Below are 22,202 nucleotides of genomic sequence, written 5' to 3' on the forward strand. Positions count from 1 at the left end.
CGCCGGACAGTTCACCGATGAGTCATTGCCATGGAAATCAACGCCCTCTCAGCCGCCATGCTTCTGCTGGCATTCACGGCGCCGCTGCATGCACACGCGGAGGAATTGCCCACCAGGGGCTGGATCGAGGAAGCGAAAATTTATCCCGAGGCCGTTCCGGTCAAGGCCAAGCTGGATACCGGCGCGCTGACCTCGTCGATGGACGCGAAGGATATCGAGTACTTCGAGAAGGACTCGAAGAAGTGGGTGCGCTTCAAGGTCGTGGCGAAGAACAGCGACACCGGGAATGAGACGGTCCAGGCGTTCGAGCGCGTCGTATTGAGGAAGGTGAAGGTCCGCGGCGCAGGCGGCGCGGATCACCGGCCGGTGGTGTCGATGAAGGTCTGCATCGGCCACCAGCTGCTCGACGAGGAGTTCTCGCTCAGGGACCGCAAGAAGATGATCTATCCGGTGCTGATCGGTCGGAAGGCTCTCGAGCACCTCGGCCCCGTGGATGTGCGGCGCACCTTCACCCAGGAGCCGGATTGCAAAGTCTGACCTAGCGCCACAGCCACCGGTAGCACAGCACGGCGAGCAGCAGCCACAGCGCGACGATGGCGATGGCGGCCGGCGTGCTGCTGGGGCGTTGCGCGGCGCTGCGCTCGAAGTCCTCCGCCTGGTCCTTGCTCGCGGCATACACCTGCGCGGGGATGAGGCGGACGATCAGCCAGATGGATGCCGGCAGGATCACCAGGTCATCCAGCAGCCCCAGCACGGGGATGAAGTCGGGTATCAGGTCGATGGGGCTCAGGGCGTAGGACACGACCAGGAGGCACAGCAGCTTCACTGGCAGGGGCGTTTCCGGGTTTTTCCAGCAGAACCACAGGATCATCGTCTGCCGCTTGATCGAGCGGGCCCACTGCTTGAGTTTCGCGTACATCGAATTTCACCAGTGAACGGGAGCCACCACGCTAGCGCCCTGGCCGTGAAAAACCTGTCGGCTAATGGAGGACGGCGCGAAACAGCGACACCAGCACTGCGCCGATGACGGGTGAAAGCCACACCCCCAGGGTCTGCAGGAAGATCTCCCGCAGATAGGTGGTCAGCTCGATGCCGTACGGCGGCATGTCCACGGAATACCGGGCATAGCCGATCATCGCCAGAACGAACCCCCCGCCCATGAACAGACCGGCCATTCGCGGCACGACGCCTTTACCCCGGGTGTAGGAGAACAAGGCCCCGCACAGAATCCCGCAAAGGGCGGCGAGGGCTTCGAAGACGTAGTCGGGTTCCGAGAACCACTGGTCGCCGTACAGGCCGATCAGCCGCCCGGCGTACCAGCCCGCCAGGCCCCCGAGCAGCAGCGCGATGGAAAGAAACGAGGGATTGCGCAATCCCGGACTGCACTGCATATCGCCAACCACCTGAACCACGAAGTGGCGGCATTATACGCTCGCGGCGTGGAGCACGGCGGGCGCGTCCGTGCAGCGAATGGGGCCCGGGCGTGGCTGCGCTCCGGGCCCGCTGGATCACTTGTTCTTGAGCGACTGGAAGGTCTTCACCACGTCGGACGCCCAGGCGTCGACCACGGCGCGGACATCCTTGGCCTGCATGACCTGGGAGGAGTTTTCCAGCTCCGCGCCAGTGCCCTTGCGGACCGCCTCGGCCACGACCACGCCGGTGCCGCCGTCGATGAACGCCGCCTCGGTGGCGATGCTGGTGTCCTCGTCGCGAATGCCGGCGGCAGTGCTGACACCCGCCGCGATCAGGGCGATCGGGATGACCTCGTAGGGTTGCAGGCCCTTGGTCGAGGCGCTCACGCCGGTGATGGCCGGGCGCACCACCAGTACGCCCGGGCCGGGGCTGGTGGCCAGCGGCAGGACCTGGGAGAAGCGGCTCTGCAGGGCCTGGTCGTAATACTGGGTGATGCCTTGCAGGGTGCTCGCCGGGATCTTCTCGGTGGGCTGCGGCTGCGGGTAGAACTGGCTGCGCTCGATGTAGACGCTGGAGAATCGGTTCACGTTGACGTCAGGCTGGATCCAGCGCATGACCGGCGCGCCGGTGGGGGACTTGTCTTCCTTGAGTACGCTGTAGTCCTTGAGGAAACCCGAATACTGTTGGGGCTCGACGTATTTGCTCGCACAACCGGCCAGCGCGAGGGACGCGCAGCACAGGGCGCTCAGCAGAAAGCTGGACTTCATGGGATGCTCCTTAATGGTATTTCGGCGGGCAGTGATAGGCCTTTTCTTGTCGCATCGCGCGTTCCTGGAGGCTGGCAGGCCGAAATGCTCCCCGGTCGTCACCGCCATCCCCACCCAAGTTTGCGCCATGTCGCATTGAGCCTAGATGCCGGCGCCGGATGTGCAAACGCCCGAGCCCCTTTGCCTACGGCTTTTTTCCTGCGCGCGTTCAATCAGTGACGCGCGTCAATCCGGGCGGCCTGCAACGGGGGATTCCGACGCGCCTTGCGGCGTGGCCGGAGAGAGCGGAAGGGTGGCGAATGCCCCGCCGGCAGCGCCCGAAGGGGCGGCGCAAACCTCGCGCCGCCCCCAGGCAGGCTCAGAACTGCTCGGCGTCCATCCCGTAGAGGCAGTCCGCGCCGCCGCGCAGGCAGGGGATCAGGCCTTCGATGCGCGGCAGCAGACGGCTGAAGAAGAAGCGCGCGGTGGCCAGCTTCGCCGTGTGGAATTCCGCGTCCGCCGCCTGCCGGGCCCGGGCGGCGCCCGCCATGCGCGACCACAGGTAGGCGTAGGTGACGTAGCCGAAGAGGTGCAGGTACTCCACCGAGGCCGCGCCGACCTGGCGCGGGTCCGCCAGGGCCTGGTCGCGCAGCCACAGGCTGGTTTCCTCCAGGCGGTCCACGGCGGCGAGCAGCGCCTCGCGGTATTCGGCCTGCGGGTGGTCGGCATGGCTGCGGATTTCCCCGAGGAACGCCTGCAGGGCCTTGCCGCCGTCGCCCAGCACCTTGCGGCCGAGCAGGTCCAGCGCCTGGATGCCGTTGGTGCCTTCGTAGATCTGCGCGATGCGCACGTCACGCACCAGCTGCTCCTGCCCCCATTCGCGAATGTAGCCGTGGCCGCCGAAAACCTGCTGGCCGAGCACGCAGCTGTCCAGCCCGGTATCGGTGAAGAACGCCTTGGCCACCGGCGTCAGCAGCGCCACCCGGGCCTGCGCCGCCGCGCGCTGCTCGCCGTCGTCGGCGTACTTGGCCAGGTCGAGCTGCTGCGCGACGTAGGTGGACAGCGCGCGACCGCCCTCGGTCATCGCCCGGATGGTCAGCAGCATGCGCCGCACGTCGGGGTGGTGGATGATCGGGTCCGCCGGGCTGGCCGGCGCCGCCGGGCCGGACGCCGCGCGGCCCTGCAGGCGGTCGCGGGCGTAGCTGGCCGCGGCCTGGTACGACGCTTCCGCGCAGCCCAGGCCCTGGATGCCGATGGACAGGCGCTCGTAGTTCATCATGGTGAACATCGCCGCCAGCCCCTTGTTCGGCTCGCCGACCAGCCAGCCGGTGGCGCCGTCGAAATTCATCACGCAGGTGGCCGACGCCTTAATGCCCATCTTGTGCTCGACCGAGCCGCAGGACAGCGTGTTGCGCTCCCCGAGCGTGCCGTCGGCGTTGACCAGCACCTTGGGCACCAGGAACAGCGAAATCCCCTTGGGGCCGGCCGGGGCGTCGGGCAGCTTGGCCAGCACCAGGTGGATGATGTTCTCGGTGAGGTCCTGCTCGCCGCCGGTGATGAAGATCTTGCTGCCGGTGATCGAGAAGCCGCCGTCGGCCCGGGGTTCGGCGCGGGTGCGGATCAGCCCGAGGTCGGTGCCCGAGTGCGCTTCGGTCAGGCACATGGCGCCGGCCCAGCGGCCTTCGTACATCGGCGGCAGGTAGGTTTCCTTCAGCTCGGCGCTGGCGTGGGTGTCGATCGCCAGGCAGGCGCCGCTGCTCAGGACCGAGTAGAGGGCGAAGCTGGAGTTGGCCGCGTAGAGCATTTCCTCGATGTGCACGGCGAGCATCTTGGGCATGCCCATGCCGCCGAACGCCGGGTTGCCGGAGAAACCGACCCAGCCGCCGGCCGCGTAGGTCGCGTAGGCCTCGCGGAAGCCTGCCGGGGTGGTCACGCCGCCGTCGCGCCAGTGCACGCCTTCCTCGTCGCCGCTGCGGTTGAGCGGGGCGAGGACTTCGCCGGCGAGCTTGCCGGCCTCTTCCAGGATGGCGCTGGCGGTTCCCGCGTCGGGGGCGTTTTCCAGGCCGGGCAGCGCCGCCCAGGCGGCTTCGGCGCCGAAGACGTCGTTGAGCAGGAAATCGATATCGCGTAGCGGGGCTGTGTAGTGGGTCATCGTCCGGCCTCTCGGAGGGGCAGAAGGGAAGCAGTCAGCGACTGCAGGATGGCGGCGCACTTCTGGCGGTCGTCCAGCGGATAGCTCGCCAGCCAGTGCGGAAGGTGTTCGAAGAGCTCCAGCGTCGGGCAGCCGGCCGGGGCCGGGCTGGCATGGCCCGCGGCCAGGAGGACGGCCTGCAGCTTGGCCCGCAGCTGTTCGCGCAGCCGCGACAGGTATTGCCGCTGCTCGGCGGCGAGGAAGTCGATGTCGCGGATCGCCAGCTGGAAATGCAGCGGCTGCGCGGCGTGCAGGGCCACCAGGCCCTGGATCACGGCGTCGAGGGTGGCGGCGGGCGTTTCCCGGCGACGGCGGCGGTCGAACAGGGCCAGCAGCGCCATGTAGTGCTCTTCGATGAACTCCAGCAGGAGTTCCTCTTTCCCGGCGCAATGGTTGTAGACCGAGCCCACGGTCAGCTCCAGGTGCCGGGCCAGTTCGCGCAGGCTCACCTGGGCGTAGCCGCGGGTGGCGAAGAGCTCCAGGACCCTGGGCCGGTTGCGTTCGAACCGCGAGCCGGCGTTGACCACCGACGCCCCGGGCGTCAGGCATTTTGCTGTATTCATGCTGCGAACCACTGTCAGTGGGGAACGCTCCCGCATTCGCCTCGGGACGCGTCATCGGAGCTGGCCGGGCATGGCTCGCCCGGCCACTGCGTCACACCCGTTCGAAGATCACGGCGATGCCCTGGCCGCCGCCGATGCACATGGTGGCCAGCGCGTAGCGGCCCTGGATGCGCTGCAGCTCGTGGAGCGCCTTGGTGGCGATGACGGCGCCGGAAGCCCCGATCGGGTGGCCCAGGGAAATGCCCGAGCCATTGGGGTTGACCTTGTCCGGATCGAAGCCGAGCTCGCGGGCGACGGCGCAGGCCTGGGCGGCGAAGGCTTCGTTGGACTCGATCACGTCGAGGTCGTCCACCGTCAGCCCGGCGCGCTGCAGCGCCAGGCGGGTCGCCGGAATCGGCCCGAGGCCCATGAGGGTGGGTTCGACGCCGGCATGGGCGTAGGCGACCACCCGGGCGATGGGGCGCAGGTTCTCCGCCGCCACGGCCTCGCCGGTCGCCAGCAGCAGGGCGCCGGCGCCATCGTTCAGGCCCGAGGCGTTGCCCGCGGTGACCGTGCCGTTGTCGATGAAGGCCGGCTTCATGCCCGCCAGTTGTTCCAGGGTCGCTTCGGCGCGCACGTGCTCGTCGGTGTCGAAGAGGGTCACGCCCTTGCGGGTACGGATCTCCACCGGGACGATCTGCTCCTTGAATCGGCCCTCGGCGATGGCGCGGGCGGCGCGCTGCTGGCTTTGCAGCGCCAGCGCATCCTGCTCCTCGCGGGAGATGCCGTGCAGTTTGGCGATGTTCTCCGCAGTAACGCCCATGTGCATGCCCTGCATGGGGTCCTGCAGGACGCCGAGCATGTAGTCGAGCATCTTCACGTCGCCCATGCGCGCGCCCCAGCGTGCCGAGGGCACCAGGTAGCCGCCCATGCTCATGCACTCGGCACCGCCGGCCAGGGCGATGCGCGAGTCGCCCAGCAGCAGCCCCTGGGTGGCGCTGACGATGGCCTGCAGCCCGGAGCCGCACAGGCGGTTGACGTTGAAGGCCGGCGTCTCCTTGGGAATCCCGGCCTGCAGCGCCGCCACGCGGCTGATGTAGGCGTCCTTGGGGGTGGTGGGAACGACATGGCCGAACACCACGTGGCCGACCTGCTGCGGATCGCAGCCGGCGCGCGACAATGCCGCCGCGCTGACCAGTGCCGCCAGTTGGGCAGGCGGCGTATCCTTCAGCGTTCCGCCGAAGGTACCGATGGCGGTACGGGCCGCGCTGACGACATAGACTTCAGGTTTGTGCATGGGAGGGACTCCGGGTTCGATGGTCGGCAGTCTAGGGACCCGCAGGCCGATCACCTATGCCGGAATTGCGCAGGCTCCGTCGATCAATTTGGACATATCGGATGAATCATGTTGGGTAACGCAGAGGCCAGCCAGCTGCGCAAGAGCGACTCGGTGGCCGCCTATTTCGTCAAGGCCGCGCTCCATCGCCTGGCCGACCGGCCTCAGCGGGCGAGCGAGATTCTGAGCGAGGCGGGCATCGATCCGGCACTGCTGGAGGACCCGCTGCATCGCGTGCCCGCCGAGGCGGTGACCCAGCTGTGGCTGGCGCTGACCACGGAGCTGGGCGATGAATTCTTCGCCTTCGACTCGCGGGGCATGCCGCCCGGCGCCTTCGCCATCATCTGCCGCAGCGCCCTGCACGAGCCGGACCTCGGGCGCGCCCTGCGCCAGTGCCTGGCCGGCTTCAACCTGTTCCTCGGCGACATCCGCGCCGGCCTGGAGCTGCGCGGCAGCCGCGCGGCCATCGTGTTGCAGACGCGCATCGACGACCCGGCGCTGCGCGGCGTCGCGGAAGAGATCTACCTGAGCATGGTGATCGGCGTGGTCTGCTGGCTGGTGGGCCGGCGGCTGAACATCGAGCGCACCCAGTTCGGCCACCCGCAACCGCCCCACGGCGCCGAGCCGCTGCTCTGGGGCTCGTGGATCCAGTTCGACGCGGACCACACCGAAGTCGAGTTCGGCGCCGCCCAGCTGAGCCTGCCGGTGGTGCGCAACTTCGCCAGCCTCAAGCAGTTCCTGCGCCAGGCCCCGGAAGGGGTGGTGGTGCGCTTCCGCAATCGCTCCGGCCTGTCGGCGAAGGTCTACCGCCGCCTGCGCACCAGCCCCGAGCTGGACTGGCCGTCGCAGGCGCAAATGGCCGCGCAGCTGGCGCTCAGCGAATCGGCGTTTCGCCGCCAGCTGGAGCGCGAGGGGTTCTCCTACCAGGTCATCAAGCACGAGGTGCGCAAGGCGCTGGCCTTCGACTACCTCAACGACGACCGCCTCAGCATCAGCGAGATCGCCGTCCGCTGCGGCTTCCAGGAGCCCAGCGCGTTCCACCGCGCGTTCCGCCAGTGGACCGGCATGAGCCCGGGGCGCTACCGCGCGGCGCGCATTGCGCCCCGGGGGTAGGCTGGCGGGCCGGGCCGGTGGCGTGTGCTAGGGTTCAGGCGGCCACCCTGGCGAGCCGGCCGATTCCCGGCGCCTCCAGCCACGGGTGTCGGGTTTTCGCTGAGTGAGGTGATTCCATGGGATGTCCCCAGGTCTGCAGCGGTGCGACCTTGCAGTGCAGCTTCGGCGCGGCGCCGTCGATGCTCAACGTCCTGCCGGTCAACCGCACGCTGTCCAGCGGCATGCCGGCAGCCAACCTGCAGGACCACATCCCCCTGGTGAATATCCTGCCCTTCGGCCTGTGCAGCAGCCCGGCCAACCCGACGGTGGCGGCGGCCACCGCGGCGGCGCTCGGCGTGCTGACGCCGATGCCGTGCGTGCCGGCCACGGCGGCGCCCTGGATACCCGGCGGCGCGCCCACGGTGCTGCTGGGCGGGATGCCCGCGCTGGACTCGAACGGCACGCTGATGTGCACCTGGGGCGGGGCGATCAAGGTGCTGGTGCCGGGCCAAGTGCAGATGCTGATTCCCTGAGGCCGCTCAGGCCTCGTCGGGCTCACCGCGACTGCCCAGCCACCAGCGCAGCCGTGACACCGGCTTGCCGTTCTCGTCCAGTGGGCGGCCATCCTCGGCGTAGGCGCGTGGCTGCTCCAGCGGAGCGCCCTTGAGGTAGCGGGTTTCCTGGGCCAGCTGACCGTTGCCGTGGAAGCGGCGGAAGGGGCCTTCCTGCACGCCTTCACGGTAGAACGCCTGCTCGGCGAGGGTGCCGTCGGCGAGGTAGCTGCAGGCCTCGCCATGCATCAGCCCGTCGCGGTAGCTCACCTTGCGCTGCAGCCAGCCCTCGGCGACGAAGAAGCGCGCTTCGCCGTGCAGGCGCCCGCGCACGTAGGGCAATTGCGCGCTGATGCGGCCGTTGGGGTGGTAGAGCGTGCTGGTGCCGTGCAGCTCGCCTTCGCGGTAGTCCAGGCTGGCCTGGGGACGGCCGCGTTCGCTGATGCGCAGCGGGCCTTCCAGCTCGCCGTCCTGCAGGCGGCCCTGGAGGGTGCTGTCGCCGCGCTTGAGGTCGAGGGTTCCGCTATTGGCCATGTCGCTGTCCTCAGTTGACCTTCACCAGGCCGCCCTTGAGGGTCAGCATGCCGCCGCCGTCCACGGTCTGCTCGGCGCCGGCCTTGTTGGTGAGGCTGACGCCGGCGTCGTTGGTCAGGGTGGTACCGGCCTTGTTGGTGAGCGAGGTACCCGCCTGGTTGGTGAGTGACGTGCCCGCCTTGCTGGTCAGCGAGGTGCCGGCCTGGGCGGCGAGGTCGGCGTCGGTCTTGAGCGTCAGGCTGCCGCCGCTCTGCAGGGTCAGGGTGCCGCTGACCTTGATGGTCAGGTTGCCGTCCACGGTGAGCTCGAAGTTGCCGCTGACCTGGTGGCTGTAGTTGCCGCCGGTGCTGTGGGTCTGGTCGGCGCCGACCTTCACGGTGCGCGTGTCCTTCACGTCCAGCGTGTCGCTGCCGGTCTGGATGGTGACGCTGCGCTTGCCCTTTTCCAGGGTGACGGTCTCGTCGCCTTCCTTCACCGTGCGGGTGCGGGCGTTCTGCACCGTGAGGGTCTCGTCGTGACCGATGGTGGCGGTGCTGTCGTTGAGCACGTTGACCTTCATGTCCTTCTGCGCCTGCAGGAAGACTTCCTCGGCATCCTTCTTGTCCTCGAAGCGCAGCTCGTTGAAGCCGCCGCCACCTTTGGAGGAATTGGTCTTGATGCCGGACTGCGTCTGGTTGTCCGGCAGCGCATAGGGCAGGGCATTGTCGCCGTTGTAGACGCAGCCGGTGACCAGCGGACGGTCCGGGTCGCCATCGATGAAGGTGACGATCACCTCCTGGCCGATGCGCGGGATGAACTGCATGCCGAAGCCCTTGCCGCTCCAGGGCAGCACCACGCGCACCCAGCAGGACGAGGCCTCGTCGTTCTTGCCTTGCAGGTCCCAGGGGAACTGGATCTTGATGCGGCCGTACTGGTCGGTCCAGATTTCCTCGCCGGCCTTGCCCACCACCTTGGCGGTCTGGGTGTGCATGCGCGGCTTGGGCGTGACGCGGGGCGGGCGGTAGGCGGTGGCCTTGGGGATGGCCTCGAAGCGGTTGCGGTAGTGATCGTGGTCGGCCTCATGGGTCACCGAGGTCAGCACCCAGTCGATATTCAGCGAGGCGTCGTCATGCCCGGTCAGGGTGAACCAGTGGCCCGGCACCAGCCAGCGGCAGTCGCTCTCGCCGATCAGGCGCTTCTCCTGGCTGCGCAGGCCGTCCACGCGCTGCTTGGTCAGCGCATCGCCGCGGGCCTTGGCGGTGTAGCCGCCGGGGTGTTCGTACTGCGCGCGCGGCCCGGCTTCGGCCTGCGCCTGGGAATAGAGCGAAGTGGTGGGCGTGGTGAACTCGTAGTCGGTGGCGCTGTAGGTTCCGGCCACCGCCTGCAGGCAGTACTGTGCCGAGCGGATGCCGTGCAGCTCGCGCACGCCGAGCTCCTGGCCCAGGTACGGCACCTTCGGCCCGTTGGGGATGGGCAGGAAGGCATCGTTGCTGTCCGCCAGCACCAGGGTGTGCTTGCCCTCTTCGTGGATGAAGAACCAGAAGATGCCGTCCTCCTCCAGCAGCCGCGAGACGAAGGCGAAATCGCTTTCGGCGTACTGCACGCAGTACTCGCGCGGCTCGTAGCTGCCGGAGAGCGAGAGCTTGAAGTCGGTGAAGCCATGGGCCTTGAAGATGGTCGTGACGATGTCGCTGGTGGCGAGGTTCTGGAACACCCGGTTGTTGCTGGCCAGGGTCAGCCACCAGAGCCAGGGGCGCAGAACCAGTTGATAGCGGTCGGCGGTGGCGTCGGCGGGGAGCTGGTGGATTTCGGCGACCAGGGCGTCGAGGGGGCGTTGGTTGGCGTCGTTGTGGAGGGTGGTGGTGACGTGGGTGGCAATGGCGCTGGTCAGGCTGAAGGCGGTGGCGCTGTGGCCATGGAGGCTCGGGGCGTCGAGTCCATTGAGCACTTCCCGGCCGGTGAGGTAATCCGGATAGAGGTCTGCCAGGTTCGATGCCGCCAAGGACAGGCTCGTAGTGGAGTCAACAGGTCGAGTCATCAAATGCCTCTAACGCGAAACCGGGTACTGTCTCAAGAGTGGAGATAATTAGTTCAGACTCATGACTCGAGCGCGTATTGTTCTTTTGCTCGTTCAGGATGTGATATCGAAAACGATTGGCCGATGGTCGGGGCCGGTCATGTCGAACATGTTCTGCAATTCCGTTATGTCGACGGATTTGACCTTCACGCTTGGTGAGGCCAGAACCCAGTCCAGAATGCCTCCTTTCGCCTGGGTAGGCAGACCGTTCCAGCACTCATATGCCGTTCCGGCAACGCCGAGTTGGTTGAAATTGTTGTAGTCGTAATTGATATCTCCAGTGACGACCCAGTTTCCACCCATGCCTGTACAGTTCTGGATCTGGGATTTCGTGATGTTGTTTTGGCCGGATTTGAAATGGGCCAGGATCACGTATCCCGTGTATCCGTTGGAACCTTTCACTTCGACCGCTATGAGATCTCTGTTCAGGGTGAAAAGGTGGCCTTGACTGTCAATGGAAATGTTCTGGTCGTCCTTGGCCATGACGATGTATCCGTTCGAATGGCCTCCTTTGAAGCTCGATACCTTGTAGTTCGAGTACATCGAACTCAGATTAAGGGTGTAATTTTCCAGTTGGGCGTAGTGCATTTCGCATATGAATACGAGATCAACGTCCCAGTACTTATTTGAACAACAATTGTCGAGGAATGTGCTCACCTGACTCTGCTTTATGTCCGTCGAGGATTTTCCATTCTTTTCTATGTTGAAACTCGCGACTCTCATGGTTTTTCCCTTTCAGTTCGTGAACGCATCTAGATGATCTGCATTCCTCGACACCCGAGCCAGATTATGTATTTGTTTGGAAAGTCCTGAACGATCGTATTGAGCGTAACGCCATGTCTGGTGTCGGAGGTTATGACCGGAATTGCATTGCCTTTTATGTTTGCGGATTCGAATGCGGCTCGCACGCTCCCGAGATGTTCCGGTGCCGGGAGGAGACTGAGGTTCTGGACCTGCCTGTACTCGGTGACGATGTGGCCCGGTAGTTCCATATCGTTGATGTCCCAGATCATGTTCTTGGCTCTTTGCGCATTCATGCTTTCGCCAGCGTCGTTGTAGAAACCAACCTGGGAGCCTTTGGGCAGGTCGACGAAGCCATCGTTCACTCCCCAGACGGAGTGGCCGAAGACGAACACCATCAGGCCGAGCGACCAATCTTTTTGGGGACTGGCGATCCACAGGTGGTGCTTGTAAGGGCGTCCAAACATTCAGTTCTCCTTGTGATTAACGGTGGTCACTCCAACACCCACTCCGCCAACTTCCCCGTCACTTCCGCCATCAACACATTCTCGATATCCCGCGCCCCCGCCGAACTGCACTTGGCGAGCACCGCCTTCACAATTACCGGATCGAAATCGAACTGCTTGCCGGTCGCAGCCTTGTAGCGTTCGCGCAGTTTCTCCAGCTTGGCGACAACGATCCCTTCCAGCGTTGCCTCCTCCAGCGGCCGGTAGGGCACCACCGTCATGCGCGCGAGGAAGGCGGCGCGGAAGGCTTGCAGGAGCACCTTGCGCAGGCGTTCGTCGAAAGCGGGGGTGGCGATCTGTTCGGGCGGGGTGTCCAGCAGCAGTTCGGCGCCGACGTTGCTGGTGGCGAGGATCACGGTGTTCTTGAAGTCCACCACCAGGCCGGTGCCGTCTTCCATCACGCCCTTGTCGAAGACGTTGTAGAAGGCCTCCAGCACGTCCGGGTGGGCCTTTTCGATTTCGTCCAGCAGCACCACCGAGTAGGGGCGGCGGCGCACGGCTTCGGTTAGCACGCCGCCGCTGCCGTAGCCGACGTAGCCGGGCGGGGCCCCCTTGAGCTGGCTGACGGTGTGGGCTTCCTGATACTCGGAGAGGTTGATGCTGATCAGGTTGCGCTCGCCGCCGTAGAGCGCGTCGGCCAGGGCGTAGGCGGTTTCGGTCTTGCCCACCCCGGTGGGGCCGAGCAGGAGGAATACGCCGACCGGCTTGGCCGGGTCGGTGAGGCCGGCGCGGTAGGCCTGGATGCGTTGGGCGATGGTCCCCAGCGCGGCCTCCTGACCCATCACCCGCTGGCCCATGCGCTGGGCCAGGGTGCGGATGGCGTGGGCTTCGTCGGCGAGCATCTTGCCCACCGGGATGCCGGTCCAGCCGGCGATCACCGCGGCGACGGTCTTCGAATCCACCTGTTCGGGCACCAGCGGGTCATCCTCGCGGATGGCGTCGAGGCCGGCTTCCAGGCGGGTGAGTTCGGCGGCCAGGTGATCGATGCGGCCGTCGAGTTCCTCGTCGGCCTTGGCGGCGTCGGCGCTTTCGCTCAGGGCCAGCAGTTCGCGGCGGGTCTGCAGCAGTTCGCGCACCGCTTCGCGTTCGTCGGCCCAGCGCTTTTCCAGGGTGCGGATGGCGCCGAGGTTGCCGGTGGATTCCTGCTCCAGGGCGGTGATGCGCGCACTGTGGTCCAGGCCGGTGGCCTGTTCGCGGCGCAGGCGCTGCAGTTCTTCCTCGACGGCCAGCTCGCGGTGGCGCAGGTTCTCCAGTGCCGGCGGCACGTCGTGCTGGGCCAGGGCGACGCGGGCGCAGGCGGTGTCGAGCACGCTGATGGCCTTGTCCGGCAACTGGCGGCCGGAGATGTAGCGGTGCGAGAGCTTCACCGCATCCTGGATGGCCACGTCCAGCACCTGCACGCCGTGGTGCTGTTCCAGCTTGGCGGCCACGCCGCGCAGCATGTCCACGGCGGTGGCCTCGTCGGGCTCTTCCACCTGCACCAGCTGGAAGCGCCGCGCCAGCGCCGGGTCCTTCTCGAAGTACTTCTTGTATTCCAGCCAGGTGGTGGCGGCCAGGGTGCGCAGTTCGCCACGGGCCAGCGCCGGTTTGAGCAGGTTGGCCGCGTCGCTGCCGCCCTCGGCGCCGCCGGCGCCGATCAGGGTGTGGGCTTCGTCGATGAACAGGATGATCGGCTGTTCGCTGCCGCGCACCGCATCGATCACGCCCTTCAGGCGCTGTTCGAACTCGCCCTTGACCCCCGCGCCGGCCTGCAGCAGTCCGAGGTCGAGCACGCGCAGGATCACCCCTTGCAGGGACGGCGGTACTTCCCCGGCGGCGATGCGCAGGGCCAGGCCCTCGACCACCGCGGTCTTGCCGACGCCGGGGGCGCCGACCAGGATCGGGTTGTTCTGCCGGCGGCGCAGGAGGATGTCCACGCACTGGCGGATTTCGCCGTCGCGCCCGACGATGGGATCGATGCGCCCGGCATGGGCGTCGGCGGTGAGGTCCTGGGTGTACTGGTCGAGCACGCTGTCCTGGGGCGCCGCGCTAGCCGGCTTGGCCCTGGCCGGGGCGCGGGCGCCGGCGGGCTGCTCGCGGGAGCCTTCGGTCCATTCCAGCAGCTTGTCGCGCAGCGTTTCGTGGGGAATGCGCAGCAGCGACGAGGCGCTGTTGAGCAGCAGGGCGCGGCGCTCCTCGCGGTCGAGCAGGGCGAGCAGCAGCAGGCCCGAGCGGATCGCCGGCTGGCCGAGCACGCTGGCCTGGACCACCGCGTCCTCCAGCAGGCCGATGGTCTGGTTGGAGAGCGCCGGGGTGCGGGTGCTGCCGATGCGGAACAGCTCCAGCGCGGTGTTGACCTCGCCGACCAGCTGGTCGCGCTCCAGGCCGAAGCGCGGCAGCAGTTGCGCCAGGTCGCCGCCGTCGATGTCCAGCAGCTCCAGCAGCAGGTGCTCGATCTCGACGTAGTGGTGGGTGCGCTGCAGGCAGCGCTGCGCGGCGCGCTCCAGGGCGCGGCGGGATTCCGGGTTGAGGCGGCCGATCAGGCTGGCGAGGTCCATCAGGTCATCTCCGCGTGGCGCAGCTTCAGGTCGATGGATTGCACGGCGCCCGCGCCGCGGCGCAGTCCGGTGTTCCAGTTCAGCCGCGGGGCGTTGCCGTGACCGAGGGCCAGCGGACCGCTGGTGCGCACCAGCAGGTGCAGCTGGCAGTCGAGGTCGGGGCCGAAATACAGCGCGCAGAGGTGGGCCAGCTGCGGGTGGGCGGCGCCATCGGGGAGGAAGTGTCGGGCCGTGGGTTCGTCCAGCGGCCCGAGTGTCAGGTGGAAGCCGGCGTGTTCGTCCCAGACGCGGCTGCCGGCGATGGCATCGCGGCCCAGGCCGAGGTTGGCGCCGCCGCGGCGCAGCACGCTGCGCCGGGCCGGAGGAATCTCGCGCCAGGCGCCGGCATAGGCTTCGCAGCGGACGGGGATGCCGAACTGCTCGCGGAGCATGAGGGCGAAGCCGGTCAGCGAGCGCCGGCTGCCGCAGAAGTGAGCGCTGCGGGCCAGGACGCTGGCGTCGGGCAGTGGGCCGCGCTCGTGCAGGGCCGGGGGCAGCAGGCCGGCCAGGGCGCGCAAGGGACGCTGCAGCGGCGCCGCCGCTGGCGCCTGGAAGCCCAGGGCCAGGCGGTGCTTGCGCAGCACCCGGTAGAGCAGGCTGAGCAGGCGGTGCTGGAACAGGTCGAGGAATTCGCCGGGGGCGTGGTCCTTCTGGCGCGCGCGCTGTTGCAGCCATTCCTGGTAGGCATAGGGCAGGGCGCCGTCGGCACCGCCGAGGCCGAAGATCGAGGTGCTCAGCAGCGGCCGGTCGCCGTCGTCTTCCAGGGCATCGATCTGGCTGGGGGCGAAGACCGGCATCAGCGGCCCGCGCAGCCGCACCGCCTCGGCGTCCGGCCGGCTGCCGTGGCCGAGCGGCGTCGCCCCGGGCTGCTCGCGCTCCAGCAGGAGCAGCGCCTGCAGCCACTCGAAGGCATGCGGGTCGGCGCGCAGGCGCCGGCTCAGAGAGTGATCGGCTGGCCGGCCTGGGGTTGCCATCGGCAGATCTCCTGGTCCGATTGCACCAGCACCGTGCGCACGAAGCGGTTGGCGTTGGCGTACAGCGAGAAGAACTGGGCGAGCACGGCGCTGAACAGCACCGCGCTGGCGCCGACGAAGGCCTGGCGCTCAAGGTGCACGCGCACTTCCAGGCCGTTGCGCCAGCCACGCCAGGCGTCGCTGCCGACATGCTCGACCACGCGCCGGCAGTCCAGCGCCACCAGTCCTTCCACCTGGCGGGCGGCGAGCTGTTCCTCGCTGAAATCGTGCAGCGCGAGGATTTCCCGCAGGGCGTCCAGCGCCTGCAGGCCTTCCACCAGGGACAGGTGGTTGAGCGTCAGTTGCGATACCAGCTGCCAGCGCGAGGGGCCGTCCAGACGCGGCTGGCATTGCCGGCTGGGGGCGCGCAGCAGCGTGGCGCGGGCGATCGGGCCGGGGCGCTCGAAGGACAGCGCGGTGCCGGCCGGCAGGTACTCGGCGAGGCCGCGGTTGGTGCACAGCAGTTCGGCGCTGAGGCTGTAGTCCGGCGCCTGCTCCAGCGGCTGCAGCCCGGCGTCGACCAGGGTCAGCAGCAGGTCGCTGCCGCGTCGGCTGGGCGTCATGCCTTCCACCCGCCGCGCCTGCCAGTACAGGCTCCGGGCGCCGGGGCGATGCTGCGGACCGTGGTACGCCGCGACCTCGACCACGCCCTGCGGGGTGCTGGCGCGCAGCGAGCGGATGCTGTGGATCTCCACCGCGTTCTCGCGGTGGGCGTCGGCGACCAGCCGGTACTCGCTGCGCGTGCCGTCCGGGCGCAGCGGCTCGGAGGTGCGCGGGAACAGGTTGATCGCCGGCACGCAGCCCAGCGCCAGGTCGCTGGCTTGCAGGGTCAGGCGGGCGGGGGCGGGGCGGTCGAAGAGGACGTACAGGTAGAGCTGTTCGCCGCTGGCGCGCAGGCCGCCCAGCGGCAGGTCGAAGAAGGCGAATTTTTCCGGGAAGGCGAAGTACTCCGCCAGCAGGCGCAAGCCGGGGTGGATGCGGTCGTCCTCGGGCAGCAGCGCTTGTTCGGCAGCGAAGCCCACCGGCTGCGGCAGTCCGTCGAGGCGCCGTGGCGCTTCGCCCGCGGCCCCGGCCATCAGGCCGCAGGCGTGGGCGCCGAGCAGGTCGAAGAGCGCGGCGTTGGCCACCGCGTTGGCGGCCAGGTGGACGCGCAGGCGGTCGATCGTCAGGGCGGCCCAGCCGTCCTTGTCCAGGCAGCGCAGGTCCAGGCGCAGGGCGGCGCGGATGCCGGCCTCGCCGGTGACGGCCTGGGCCTCCTCGGCACCCAGCAGCACGGCTTCGGCGATGCGTAGCGGCCACAGGGTGACTTCGTCGGTGGTGCGCCAGTGCAGGGTCTGGCCGCGCAGTTCTTCGGGCAGTTCGATGCGCTCCTGGCCCGGCACGCTGACGAACAGCGGCGTGCCGCGCGGCAGGCGGTAGCCGGCGCTGAGGTTGCCCTTGGTCGGGTCCGGCTCGAAGTGCAGCACCGCGCAGGAGGGCAGGGGGCGCAGGGCCAGGGGGTAGAGCTGTTCCAGCAGGGCGTCGCTGAACTGCGCGTAATCGTCGTCGAGGCGCCGTTGCAGGCGTGCGGCGATCAGCGCGAAGCCTTCCAGCAGACGCTCGACGTGGGGGTCGCCGCATTCGCCGGGGCCCAGCTCCAGGCGCCGCGCGACCTTCGGATAGCGCGCGGCGAAGCCGGCGCCGGCATGGCGCAGCCAGGTCAGTTCGCGCTGGTAGTAATCCAGCAGTTCGGCATCAATCGAGTCGCTCATGGCGTACTTCCAGTGTTCCGCCAACGGGGATGAGTTCGAACAGCAGCGGCGCGCGGGTGGCGTCCTGGCGCAGCGTGCCGAGCAGGCGGACGCGCAGGCGTTGCGGGTTCGCCGGGTCGGTGTCGACCGCGACCTCGGCCAGGTTCAGGCGCGGCTCGAAACGCGCCACCGCGCGGCGGATTTCCCGCGCCAGGTGCTGGCGGTCGGTCTCGCGGCGTGCCTGCAGGGCGGTCCAGTCGGCGATGCCGTAGGCGAGGATGCCGACGCCATTGCCGGCGGGGCTGCGGCTGTTGAACAGGCGCGACAGCTCCCGCGACACCGAGGCGGCCAGCGCCCGGGCGTCGAAGGCCCGGTCCGCCTCGCCGCTTTCGGCGAGACGGTCCAGCAGCGGTGCGCGGCCGATGCCTGGCAAGGCCGGTCGCCCTTAGCTGGCCAGCTTGTTGGCGGCCATGTCCCAGGTCGAGGCGGCGGTGCCTTCCTTGCTGCCGTCGTCCTTCTGCGCGGTGAGCTCCCACTTGATCTTGGTGAAGTTCAGCGACAGGGTTTCCACCGGCTTGCCGCCCGCGCCGCCACTGACGCTGACGTTGGACAGCACGACGTTGTTCAGGGTGTAGACGATGAAGGGCATGATCTTGCCGTCGCCCTCGGCGGCGTTGCGGCCGATGGTGACGGTGGCGGTGGGGATGGCCTTGCCGGAGCAGCAGTATTCGTTGAGCGTCGGGGTCGAGGTGTCGACGAACTTGGTCAGGGTGAACTCGCCGATGTGCGGCTTGCCGGAGGTGCGCTCCGAGTTGCTGACATCGTTGGTCACCTGCATGGCGACGTTGTGGCTGTAGGACATGATTTCGATCTTGTCTTCGAAGCCGGCCAGCAGGCTGTCGCCCTTGATGTCGTCGCCGAGGTCGAGAAGTATCGCATCCATGGTGGAGAACTCCGCTGCATGAAGTAAGGGGTGTGGAGGGCGCTGGGGCCGCCCGCGCGGGCGGCCCCCCGGCTCAGGCGGCGACCGGCGGCGGCAGGTTGGCCACCAGGCGGATCGACGCGGTCAGTTCCTCCAGCTGGAAGTGCGGCCGCAGGAACACCGTGGCGCGGTACACGCCGGGCTTGCCGGCGACCTCGCTGACGTCCACCCGCGCCTCGCGCAGCGGGTACTGCGCCTTGATCTCCTGGGGCGCGTTGTCGTTGATCAGCACGTAGTCGGCGATCCAGTTGTTGAGGTAGGTCTGCACGTTGTCGCGGGTCATGAAGCTGCCGACCTTGTCGCGCATGATCACCTTCAGGTAGTGGGCGAAGCGCGACGACGCCAGCACGTAGGGCAGCATCGCCGAAAGCCGCGCGTTGGCGTTGGCCTCGTTGGTGTTGTACTGGCGGGGCTTGTTGGTGGTCTGGCCGCCGAAGAACACCGCGAGGTCGGTGTTCTTCTTGTGGCAGAGGGCGATGAAGCCCAGGTCGTTGAGCTCCTTCTCGCGGCGGTCGGTGATCGCCACTTCGGTCGGGCACTTGAGCGACAGGTCGCCGGCGTGGGTGCGGAAGGTGTGCGCCGGCAGCCCTTCGACGGCGCCGCCGCCCTCGCTGCCGCGGATCGCCGCGCACCAGCCGTACTTGGCGAAGGCGTCGGTGATGCGTTGCGCCAGGACCCAGGCGGCATTGCCCCAGAGGTACTTGGCGTGGTCGGCGCCGTCCACGTCCTCGATGAAGTTCATGCCTTCCACCGGCAGGGTTTCCGGACCGTAGGGCAGGCGCACGAGGAAGCGCGGCAGGGCCAGGGAGACGTAGCGCGAATCCTCGCTTTCGCGGAAGGAACGCCACTTGATCAGTTCCAGGCTCTCGAAGACCTTGCCCAGGTCACGCGGGACCGCCAGTTCGGTGAAGCTGCCCATGTCGAACAGCCGCGGGCTGGCGGCGGCGATGAAGGGCGCGTGGGCGGCGGCGGCGACGTTGGAGAGCTTCTCCAGCAGGGCGACGTCCTGGGGATGGCGGCCGAAGGCGTAGTCGCCCACCAGCAGGCTGAAGGGGTGGCCGCCGAAGGTGCCGTATTCCTCTTCGTAGATCTTCTTGAACAGCGCGCTCTGGTCGAACTCGACGGCTTTTTCCAGGTCGTTCTGCAGCTCCTGCTGGCCGACGTTGAGCAGCCGCAGCTTGAGCCGGGCGCCGGTCTCGCTGTTCTGCACCAACTGGTGCAGGCCGCGCCAGGACGACTCCAGCTGCTGCACCTCGGGGTGGTGCAGGATCTGGTTGAGCTGGGCGCTGATCAGCTCGTCGATGCGGCCGATGCGTTCGTTGATCATCGCCACGGTGTCCTTGCTGACGGTCATGCTTTCGTCGAGGACCTGGGTGGCGAATTCCGCGAGCATGTCGCGGGCGTACTCCTGCTGGCTGTCGTCGTGGGCCATGCGGCCGTCGGCGATGATGCGGTCGAGCAGGTCGAGGGTCTGGGTGCTGCCTTCGGCGCCTTGCGCCGCGGCGGAGCGGGTGTTGGCCATGGCATTGCTCTCCTTTGCGGCGGGATCAGGCTTGCGGTTCGGCGGGCGCTTCGCTGTCGTCGGCGCCGGGCTGGGCGGTGTCGCTGGCGGCGTCGGCGGCTACCGGATGGGTCGCGCGGATTTCCTGCAGGCCCTTGGTATTGCTCACCACGTCCTGCAGCAGCTGGTCCAGCTCATCGTTGCCGTCGAGCTTGGTGAGCAGGTCGCGCAGGCGCTGGCGGGCTTCGAACAGGCGGCGCAGCGGCACCACCTGGTTGACGATGCTCACCGGGTCGAAGTCGTCGATGTGCTTGAAGTTCAGTTCGACGTTGAGCTTGCTGCCGTCGTTGGCCAGGGTGTTGTCGACCTGCAGCGCCACGCGCGGACCGATGGAGGACAGCACGGCGTTGAAGTTGTCACGGTCGATCTCGGTGAAGCGGCGTTCGCCGAGCTTGGGCAGCGGGGTGGCGGGCTTGCCCGAGAGGTCGGCGAGGATGCCGACCACCAGTGGCAGCTCCTTCTTCTCGATGGCGTTGCCGATCTCGACGTCGTAGGTGATCTGGACCCGGGGAGGGCGCACCCGGTCCAGCTTGTGCTGTGTGCTTTCTGCCATGCTGGCGAACTCCGCTGCGTAGGAGGCGGGCACGCCGCAGCGGGGGTCGCTGTCGTCGCGCTCCTTGGCTGGATCACGCGACAGGAGGGGGGGCGAGTCGGGCCTGTCCTTGGCGATCCCATCTGGCGCTCGTCTGTCGACGAACTAACCAAGCACGCTAGATCAGGTTGATAAAAACGCAAATGCGAAAATAATCTCTGGCAGCCATTTCACAAGGACGTTCCATGAAGTCGACGAAAGCCTGCCTCTGTGCTGTGCTCCTGGCAGTTCTCGGTGGTTGTTCAGTGTTCGGCCCGAAGGTCGATGTCGATCGTCTGACCCTGGACGTCGCGAGCAAGGCCAACGGCGATTCACCGATCGCCGTGGACTTCGTCGCGGTGCAGGACCCCGACCTGCTCAAGCTGCTCTCGGCGATGAGCGCCAAACAGTGGTTCAGCGACCGCGAACAATACCGCCGCGACTACCAGAAACAGCTCAGCGTGTGGAGCCTGGAGCTGGTGCCGGGGCAGTTCATGGAGGCCAGGGAATTTCCCCTGGCGGGCAAGCCGGCCGCTGGACTTTTGGTCTTTGCTGGCTATAACACTCCCGGCGCCCATCGCATGCGCCTGGAGCAGCAGCCGAACGTCTGGCTGCGCTTCGACAGCAGGGAGATGCGCCTGCTGAGTGCCGACGAGCACTGAGCCACCGCCCCTGTGGGGCGGCCCGTGACAATCCAGGATGTCGAAGGGGGAGTGGTGTGAGAGTTCTGCCTGACGCGGTTTGCTGGCACGAGGGAATGCAGCTGCTTCCCCAGCATTTCCAGCTCCAGGGGCTGCGTGCCGAAGTCCTGTCCGCGCGCCTGGTCCATGCGGCCAATCCCTGGTTCTGGGGGCTCGATCACCTGGAACTGGACCCATCCGCCCTGAGCACCGGCGTGGTGCGCATCCTCGCGCTGGAGGCGATCCTGCCGGACGGCCTGCCGGTCGGCCTCGGCCAGGGCGACACGCTGGTCTTCGATGCCGCCGCGGCGATCGCCGCTTCCGCCGACGCCAGCGTCACCCTGTACCTGGCCCTGAGCCCGCTGGCCCGTGGCGGCCAGGTATTGCCGCTCAAGGGGCGCCTGCAGTCTTCCAGCGGGCCGGCGGTGCCGGACCTGGCCAGCGGCGAGAATCCCGAACCCATCGTGGTCTGGCGCCCGGCGCTGCGCCTGGTCACCGAGGCGCAACGCGCCGACTCGGTGTGCCTGCCGCTGCTGCGCATCGGCAAGGACGCCGGCGGCTTCGTCTGCCTGCCCTATGTGGCGCCGACGCCACGCATTGCGCCGGCATCGCCGCTGGGCCAGGCGCTGGTCGCCCTGTGCGCCCGCGCCCGGGAGAAATGCGTGTTCCTCGCCGGCCGCCTGCGCCAGGCGCAGCAGGCGGACAACAGCGAGGACAGCCAGGAAATCCGCCGTCAGCTGGCGGCGCTCTGGGCGCGCCTGCCGGAGCTGGAGGCGGCGCTGTACAGCGGCGCGGCGAGCCCGGCGCAGCTGCATGCCTTGCTCTGCGGCATGGCGGGCAGCTGGAGCGCGCTCGACCCGCTGGGCGGTGTGCCGGCGTTCCCCACCTTCGATTTCAACGAACTGCTGCGCACCTTCAATCCGCTGATCGAGTGGCTGGAAACCACCCTCGGGCGGGTACGCGCCGGTTATCGCAGCCTGGCCTTCGAACGCCAGGGCCATGACTTCAGCCTGGCCCTGCCGGACCTGCGCTCGACCGTCCAGCGCCTGGTCATCGGCCTGCGCATGCCGCCGGGCTGCGGCGAGGAACAGGCCCACGAATGGCTGGCGCGTTGCATCGTCGCCTCCGAAGCCAGCCTGGCGATCCTGGGGCGGCAGCGCATGTCCGGCCTCGAACAGTTGCCCATGAGCCGCGCCGAGCAGATCGCCTACAGCGTCGGCGAAGACACCCACCTGTTCGTGGTGCAGGCCGAGGGCGACTGGTTCGACCCGGCGCAGCGCCTGTGCCTGCGGGCGCCGGCGCAGGGCATCGGCAGCGGGCCCTGGCAGGTCGTGCTGTTCATCGTGGACGGCGCCGGCGGCGCCTGAGGCAGGAACGCGAA

The 22,202-nt window shown here is 67.9% G+C and carries 22 protein-coding genes; 5 read left to right on the plus strand and 17 right to left on the minus strand.

Annotated features, from left to right (window positions below):
* Positions 1-30: 30 nt before the first annotated feature.
* On the plus strand, positions 31-537 hold the full coding sequence (gene rloA3, locus AC3B6A_RS12255) for a retropepsin-like aspartic peptidase RloA3 (protein ID WP_488403045.1): 507 nt from the start codon (positions 31-33) through the stop codon (positions 535-537).
* A gap of 1 nt (position 538) precedes the next feature.
* Here rloA3 and AC3B6A_RS12260 read toward each other — a convergent pair whose 3' ends face one another.
* From AC3B6A_RS12260 to bktB, 6 genes are all read right to left on the minus strand, one after another.
* Positions 539-919, minus strand: coding sequence for a YkvA family protein (locus AC3B6A_RS12260; RefSeq protein ID WP_488403046.1), 381 nt, complete (start codon positions 917-919; stop codon positions 539-541).
* Positions 920-980: 61 nt separating this feature from the next.
* Positions 981-1,391 (minus strand): hypothetical protein, encoded by a 411-nt coding sequence (locus AC3B6A_RS12265; RefSeq protein ID WP_488403047.1) that lies wholly within the window; start codon positions 1,389-1,391, stop codon positions 981-983.
* 117 nt (positions 1,392-1,508) lie between these two features.
* The gene (locus AC3B6A_RS12270) at positions 1,509-2,180 is read right to left on the minus strand and encodes a DUF3313 domain-containing protein (RefSeq protein WP_488403049.1); all 672 of its coding nucleotides are present in this window, start codon (positions 2,178-2,180) and stop codon (positions 1,509-1,511) included.
* A gap of 358 nt (positions 2,181-2,538) precedes the next feature.
* A complete protein-coding gene (locus AC3B6A_RS12275) occupies positions 2,539-4,311 on the minus strand; it encodes an acyl-CoA dehydrogenase C-terminal domain-containing protein (protein ID WP_488403051.1) in 1,773 nt (590 codons plus the stop codon).
* Positions 4,308-4,913 (minus strand): TetR/AcrR family transcriptional regulator, encoded by a 606-nt coding sequence (locus AC3B6A_RS12280; RefSeq protein WP_488403053.1) that lies wholly within the window; start codon positions 4,911-4,913, stop codon positions 4,308-4,310. Before AC3B6A_RS12280 ends, AC3B6A_RS12275 begins: the two co-directional genes overlap by 4 nt.
* A gap of 91 nt (positions 4,914-5,004) precedes the next feature.
* Positions 5,005-6,189: a beta-ketothiolase BktB gene (gene bktB, locus AC3B6A_RS12285; protein WP_488403054.1), complete on the minus strand. Its 1,185-nt coding sequence runs from the start codon at positions 6,187-6,189 to the stop codon at positions 5,005-5,007.
* A 135-nt stretch (positions 6,190-6,324) separates the two neighbouring features.
* On the opposite strand from bktB, the gene AC3B6A_RS12290 reads away from it, so the two are divergent.
* Together AC3B6A_RS12290 and AC3B6A_RS12295 are read left to right on the plus strand one after the other, a co-directional pair.
* The gene (locus AC3B6A_RS12290) at positions 6,325-7,341 is read left to right on the plus strand and encodes an AraC family transcriptional regulator (protein WP_488403579.1); all 1,017 of its coding nucleotides are present in this window, start codon (positions 6,325-6,327) and stop codon (positions 7,339-7,341) included.
* A 116-nt stretch (positions 7,342-7,457) separates the two neighbouring features.
* Positions 7,458-7,853 carry a DUF4280 domain-containing protein gene (locus AC3B6A_RS12295; protein ID WP_488403055.1) on the plus strand — a complete coding sequence of 132 codons (396 nt, stop codon included), beginning with the start codon at positions 7,458-7,460 and terminating at the stop codon, positions 7,851-7,853.
* A 6-nt stretch (positions 7,854-7,859) separates the two neighbouring features.
* Here the strand turns inward: AC3B6A_RS12295 and AC3B6A_RS12300 are convergent, their stop codons facing one another.
* The 11 genes from AC3B6A_RS12300 to tssB all read right to left on the minus strand — a co-directional run bounded on the left by AC3B6A_RS12300 (position 7,860) and on the right by tssB (position 20,123).
* Complete coding sequence (locus AC3B6A_RS12300) at positions 7,860-8,405, minus strand: toxin-antitoxin system YwqK family antitoxin (RefSeq protein ID WP_488403057.1); 546 nt, start codon at positions 8,403-8,405, stop codon at positions 7,860-7,862.
* A gap of 10 nt (positions 8,406-8,415) precedes the next feature.
* On the minus strand, positions 8,416-10,422 hold the full coding sequence (locus AC3B6A_RS12305; RefSeq protein WP_488403058.1) for a type VI secretion system Vgr family protein: 2,007 nt from the start codon (positions 10,420-10,422) through the stop codon (positions 8,416-8,418).
* Positions 10,423-10,515: 93 nt separating this feature from the next.
* On the minus strand, positions 10,516-11,184 hold the full coding sequence (locus AC3B6A_RS12310; RefSeq protein ID WP_488403060.1) for an endonuclease/exonuclease/phosphatase family protein: 669 nt from the start codon (positions 11,182-11,184) through the stop codon (positions 10,516-10,518).
* 29 nt (positions 11,185-11,213) lie between these two features.
* Positions 11,214-11,669 (minus strand): putative adhesin, encoded by a 456-nt coding sequence (locus tag AC3B6A_RS12315; RefSeq protein WP_488403061.1) that lies wholly within the window; start codon positions 11,667-11,669, stop codon positions 11,214-11,216.
* Positions 11,670-11,695: 26 nt separating this feature from the next.
* A complete protein-coding gene (tssH, locus tag AC3B6A_RS12320) occupies positions 11,696-14,245 on the minus strand; it encodes a type VI secretion system ATPase TssH (protein WP_488403063.1) in 2,550 nt (849 codons plus the stop codon).
* Entirely contained in the window at positions 14,245-15,258 is a 1,014-nt protein-coding gene (gene tssG, locus AC3B6A_RS12325; protein ID WP_488403064.1) for a type VI secretion system baseplate subunit TssG, read from the minus strand. The genes tssH and tssG overlap by 1 nt, the downstream gene beginning before the upstream one ends.
* Entirely contained in the window at positions 15,222-17,048 is a 1,827-nt protein-coding gene (gene tssF, locus AC3B6A_RS12330) for a type VI secretion system baseplate subunit TssF (RefSeq protein WP_488403066.1), read from the minus strand. Before tssF ends, tssG begins: the two co-directional genes overlap by 37 nt.
* Positions 17,032-17,460 (minus strand): type VI secretion system baseplate subunit TssE, encoded by a 429-nt coding sequence (tssE, locus tag AC3B6A_RS12335; protein ID WP_488403067.1) that lies wholly within the window; start codon positions 17,458-17,460, stop codon positions 17,032-17,034. The genes tssF and tssE overlap by 17 nt, the downstream gene beginning before the upstream one ends.
* Positions 17,461-17,472: 12 nt before the next feature.
* Positions 17,473-17,970: an Hcp family type VI secretion system effector gene (locus AC3B6A_RS12340; protein WP_488403068.1), complete on the minus strand. Its 498-nt coding sequence runs from the start codon at positions 17,968-17,970 to the stop codon at positions 17,473-17,475.
* 73 nt (positions 17,971-18,043) lie between these two features.
* Positions 18,044-19,531, minus strand: coding sequence for a type VI secretion system contractile sheath large subunit (gene tssC / locus AC3B6A_RS12345; protein ID WP_488403069.1), 1,488 nt, complete (start codon positions 19,529-19,531; stop codon positions 18,044-18,046).
* Between the two features lie 25 nt (positions 19,532-19,556).
* Positions 19,557-20,123, minus strand: coding sequence for a type VI secretion system contractile sheath small subunit (gene tssB, locus AC3B6A_RS12350; RefSeq protein ID WP_488403071.1), 567 nt, complete (start codon positions 20,121-20,123; stop codon positions 19,557-19,559).
* A 224-nt stretch (positions 20,124-20,347) separates the two neighbouring features.
* On the opposite strand from tssB, the gene AC3B6A_RS12355 reads away from it, so the two are divergent.
* Both AC3B6A_RS12355 and tssK read left to right on the plus strand, forming a co-directional pair.
* The gene (locus AC3B6A_RS12355; RefSeq protein WP_488403072.1) at positions 20,348-20,803 is read left to right on the plus strand and encodes a type VI secretion protein; all 456 of its coding nucleotides are present in this window, start codon (positions 20,348-20,350) and stop codon (positions 20,801-20,803) included.
* A 56-nt stretch (positions 20,804-20,859) separates the two neighbouring features.
* Positions 20,860-22,188 carry a type VI secretion system baseplate subunit TssK gene (gene tssK, locus AC3B6A_RS12360; RefSeq protein ID WP_488403074.1) on the plus strand — a complete coding sequence of 443 codons (1,329 nt, stop codon included), beginning with the start codon at positions 20,860-20,862 and terminating at the stop codon, positions 22,186-22,188.
* Positions 22,189-22,202 lie beyond the last annotated feature (14 nt).

The sequence above is a fragment of the Pseudomonas sp. B12(2026) genome (assembly GCF_057767015.1).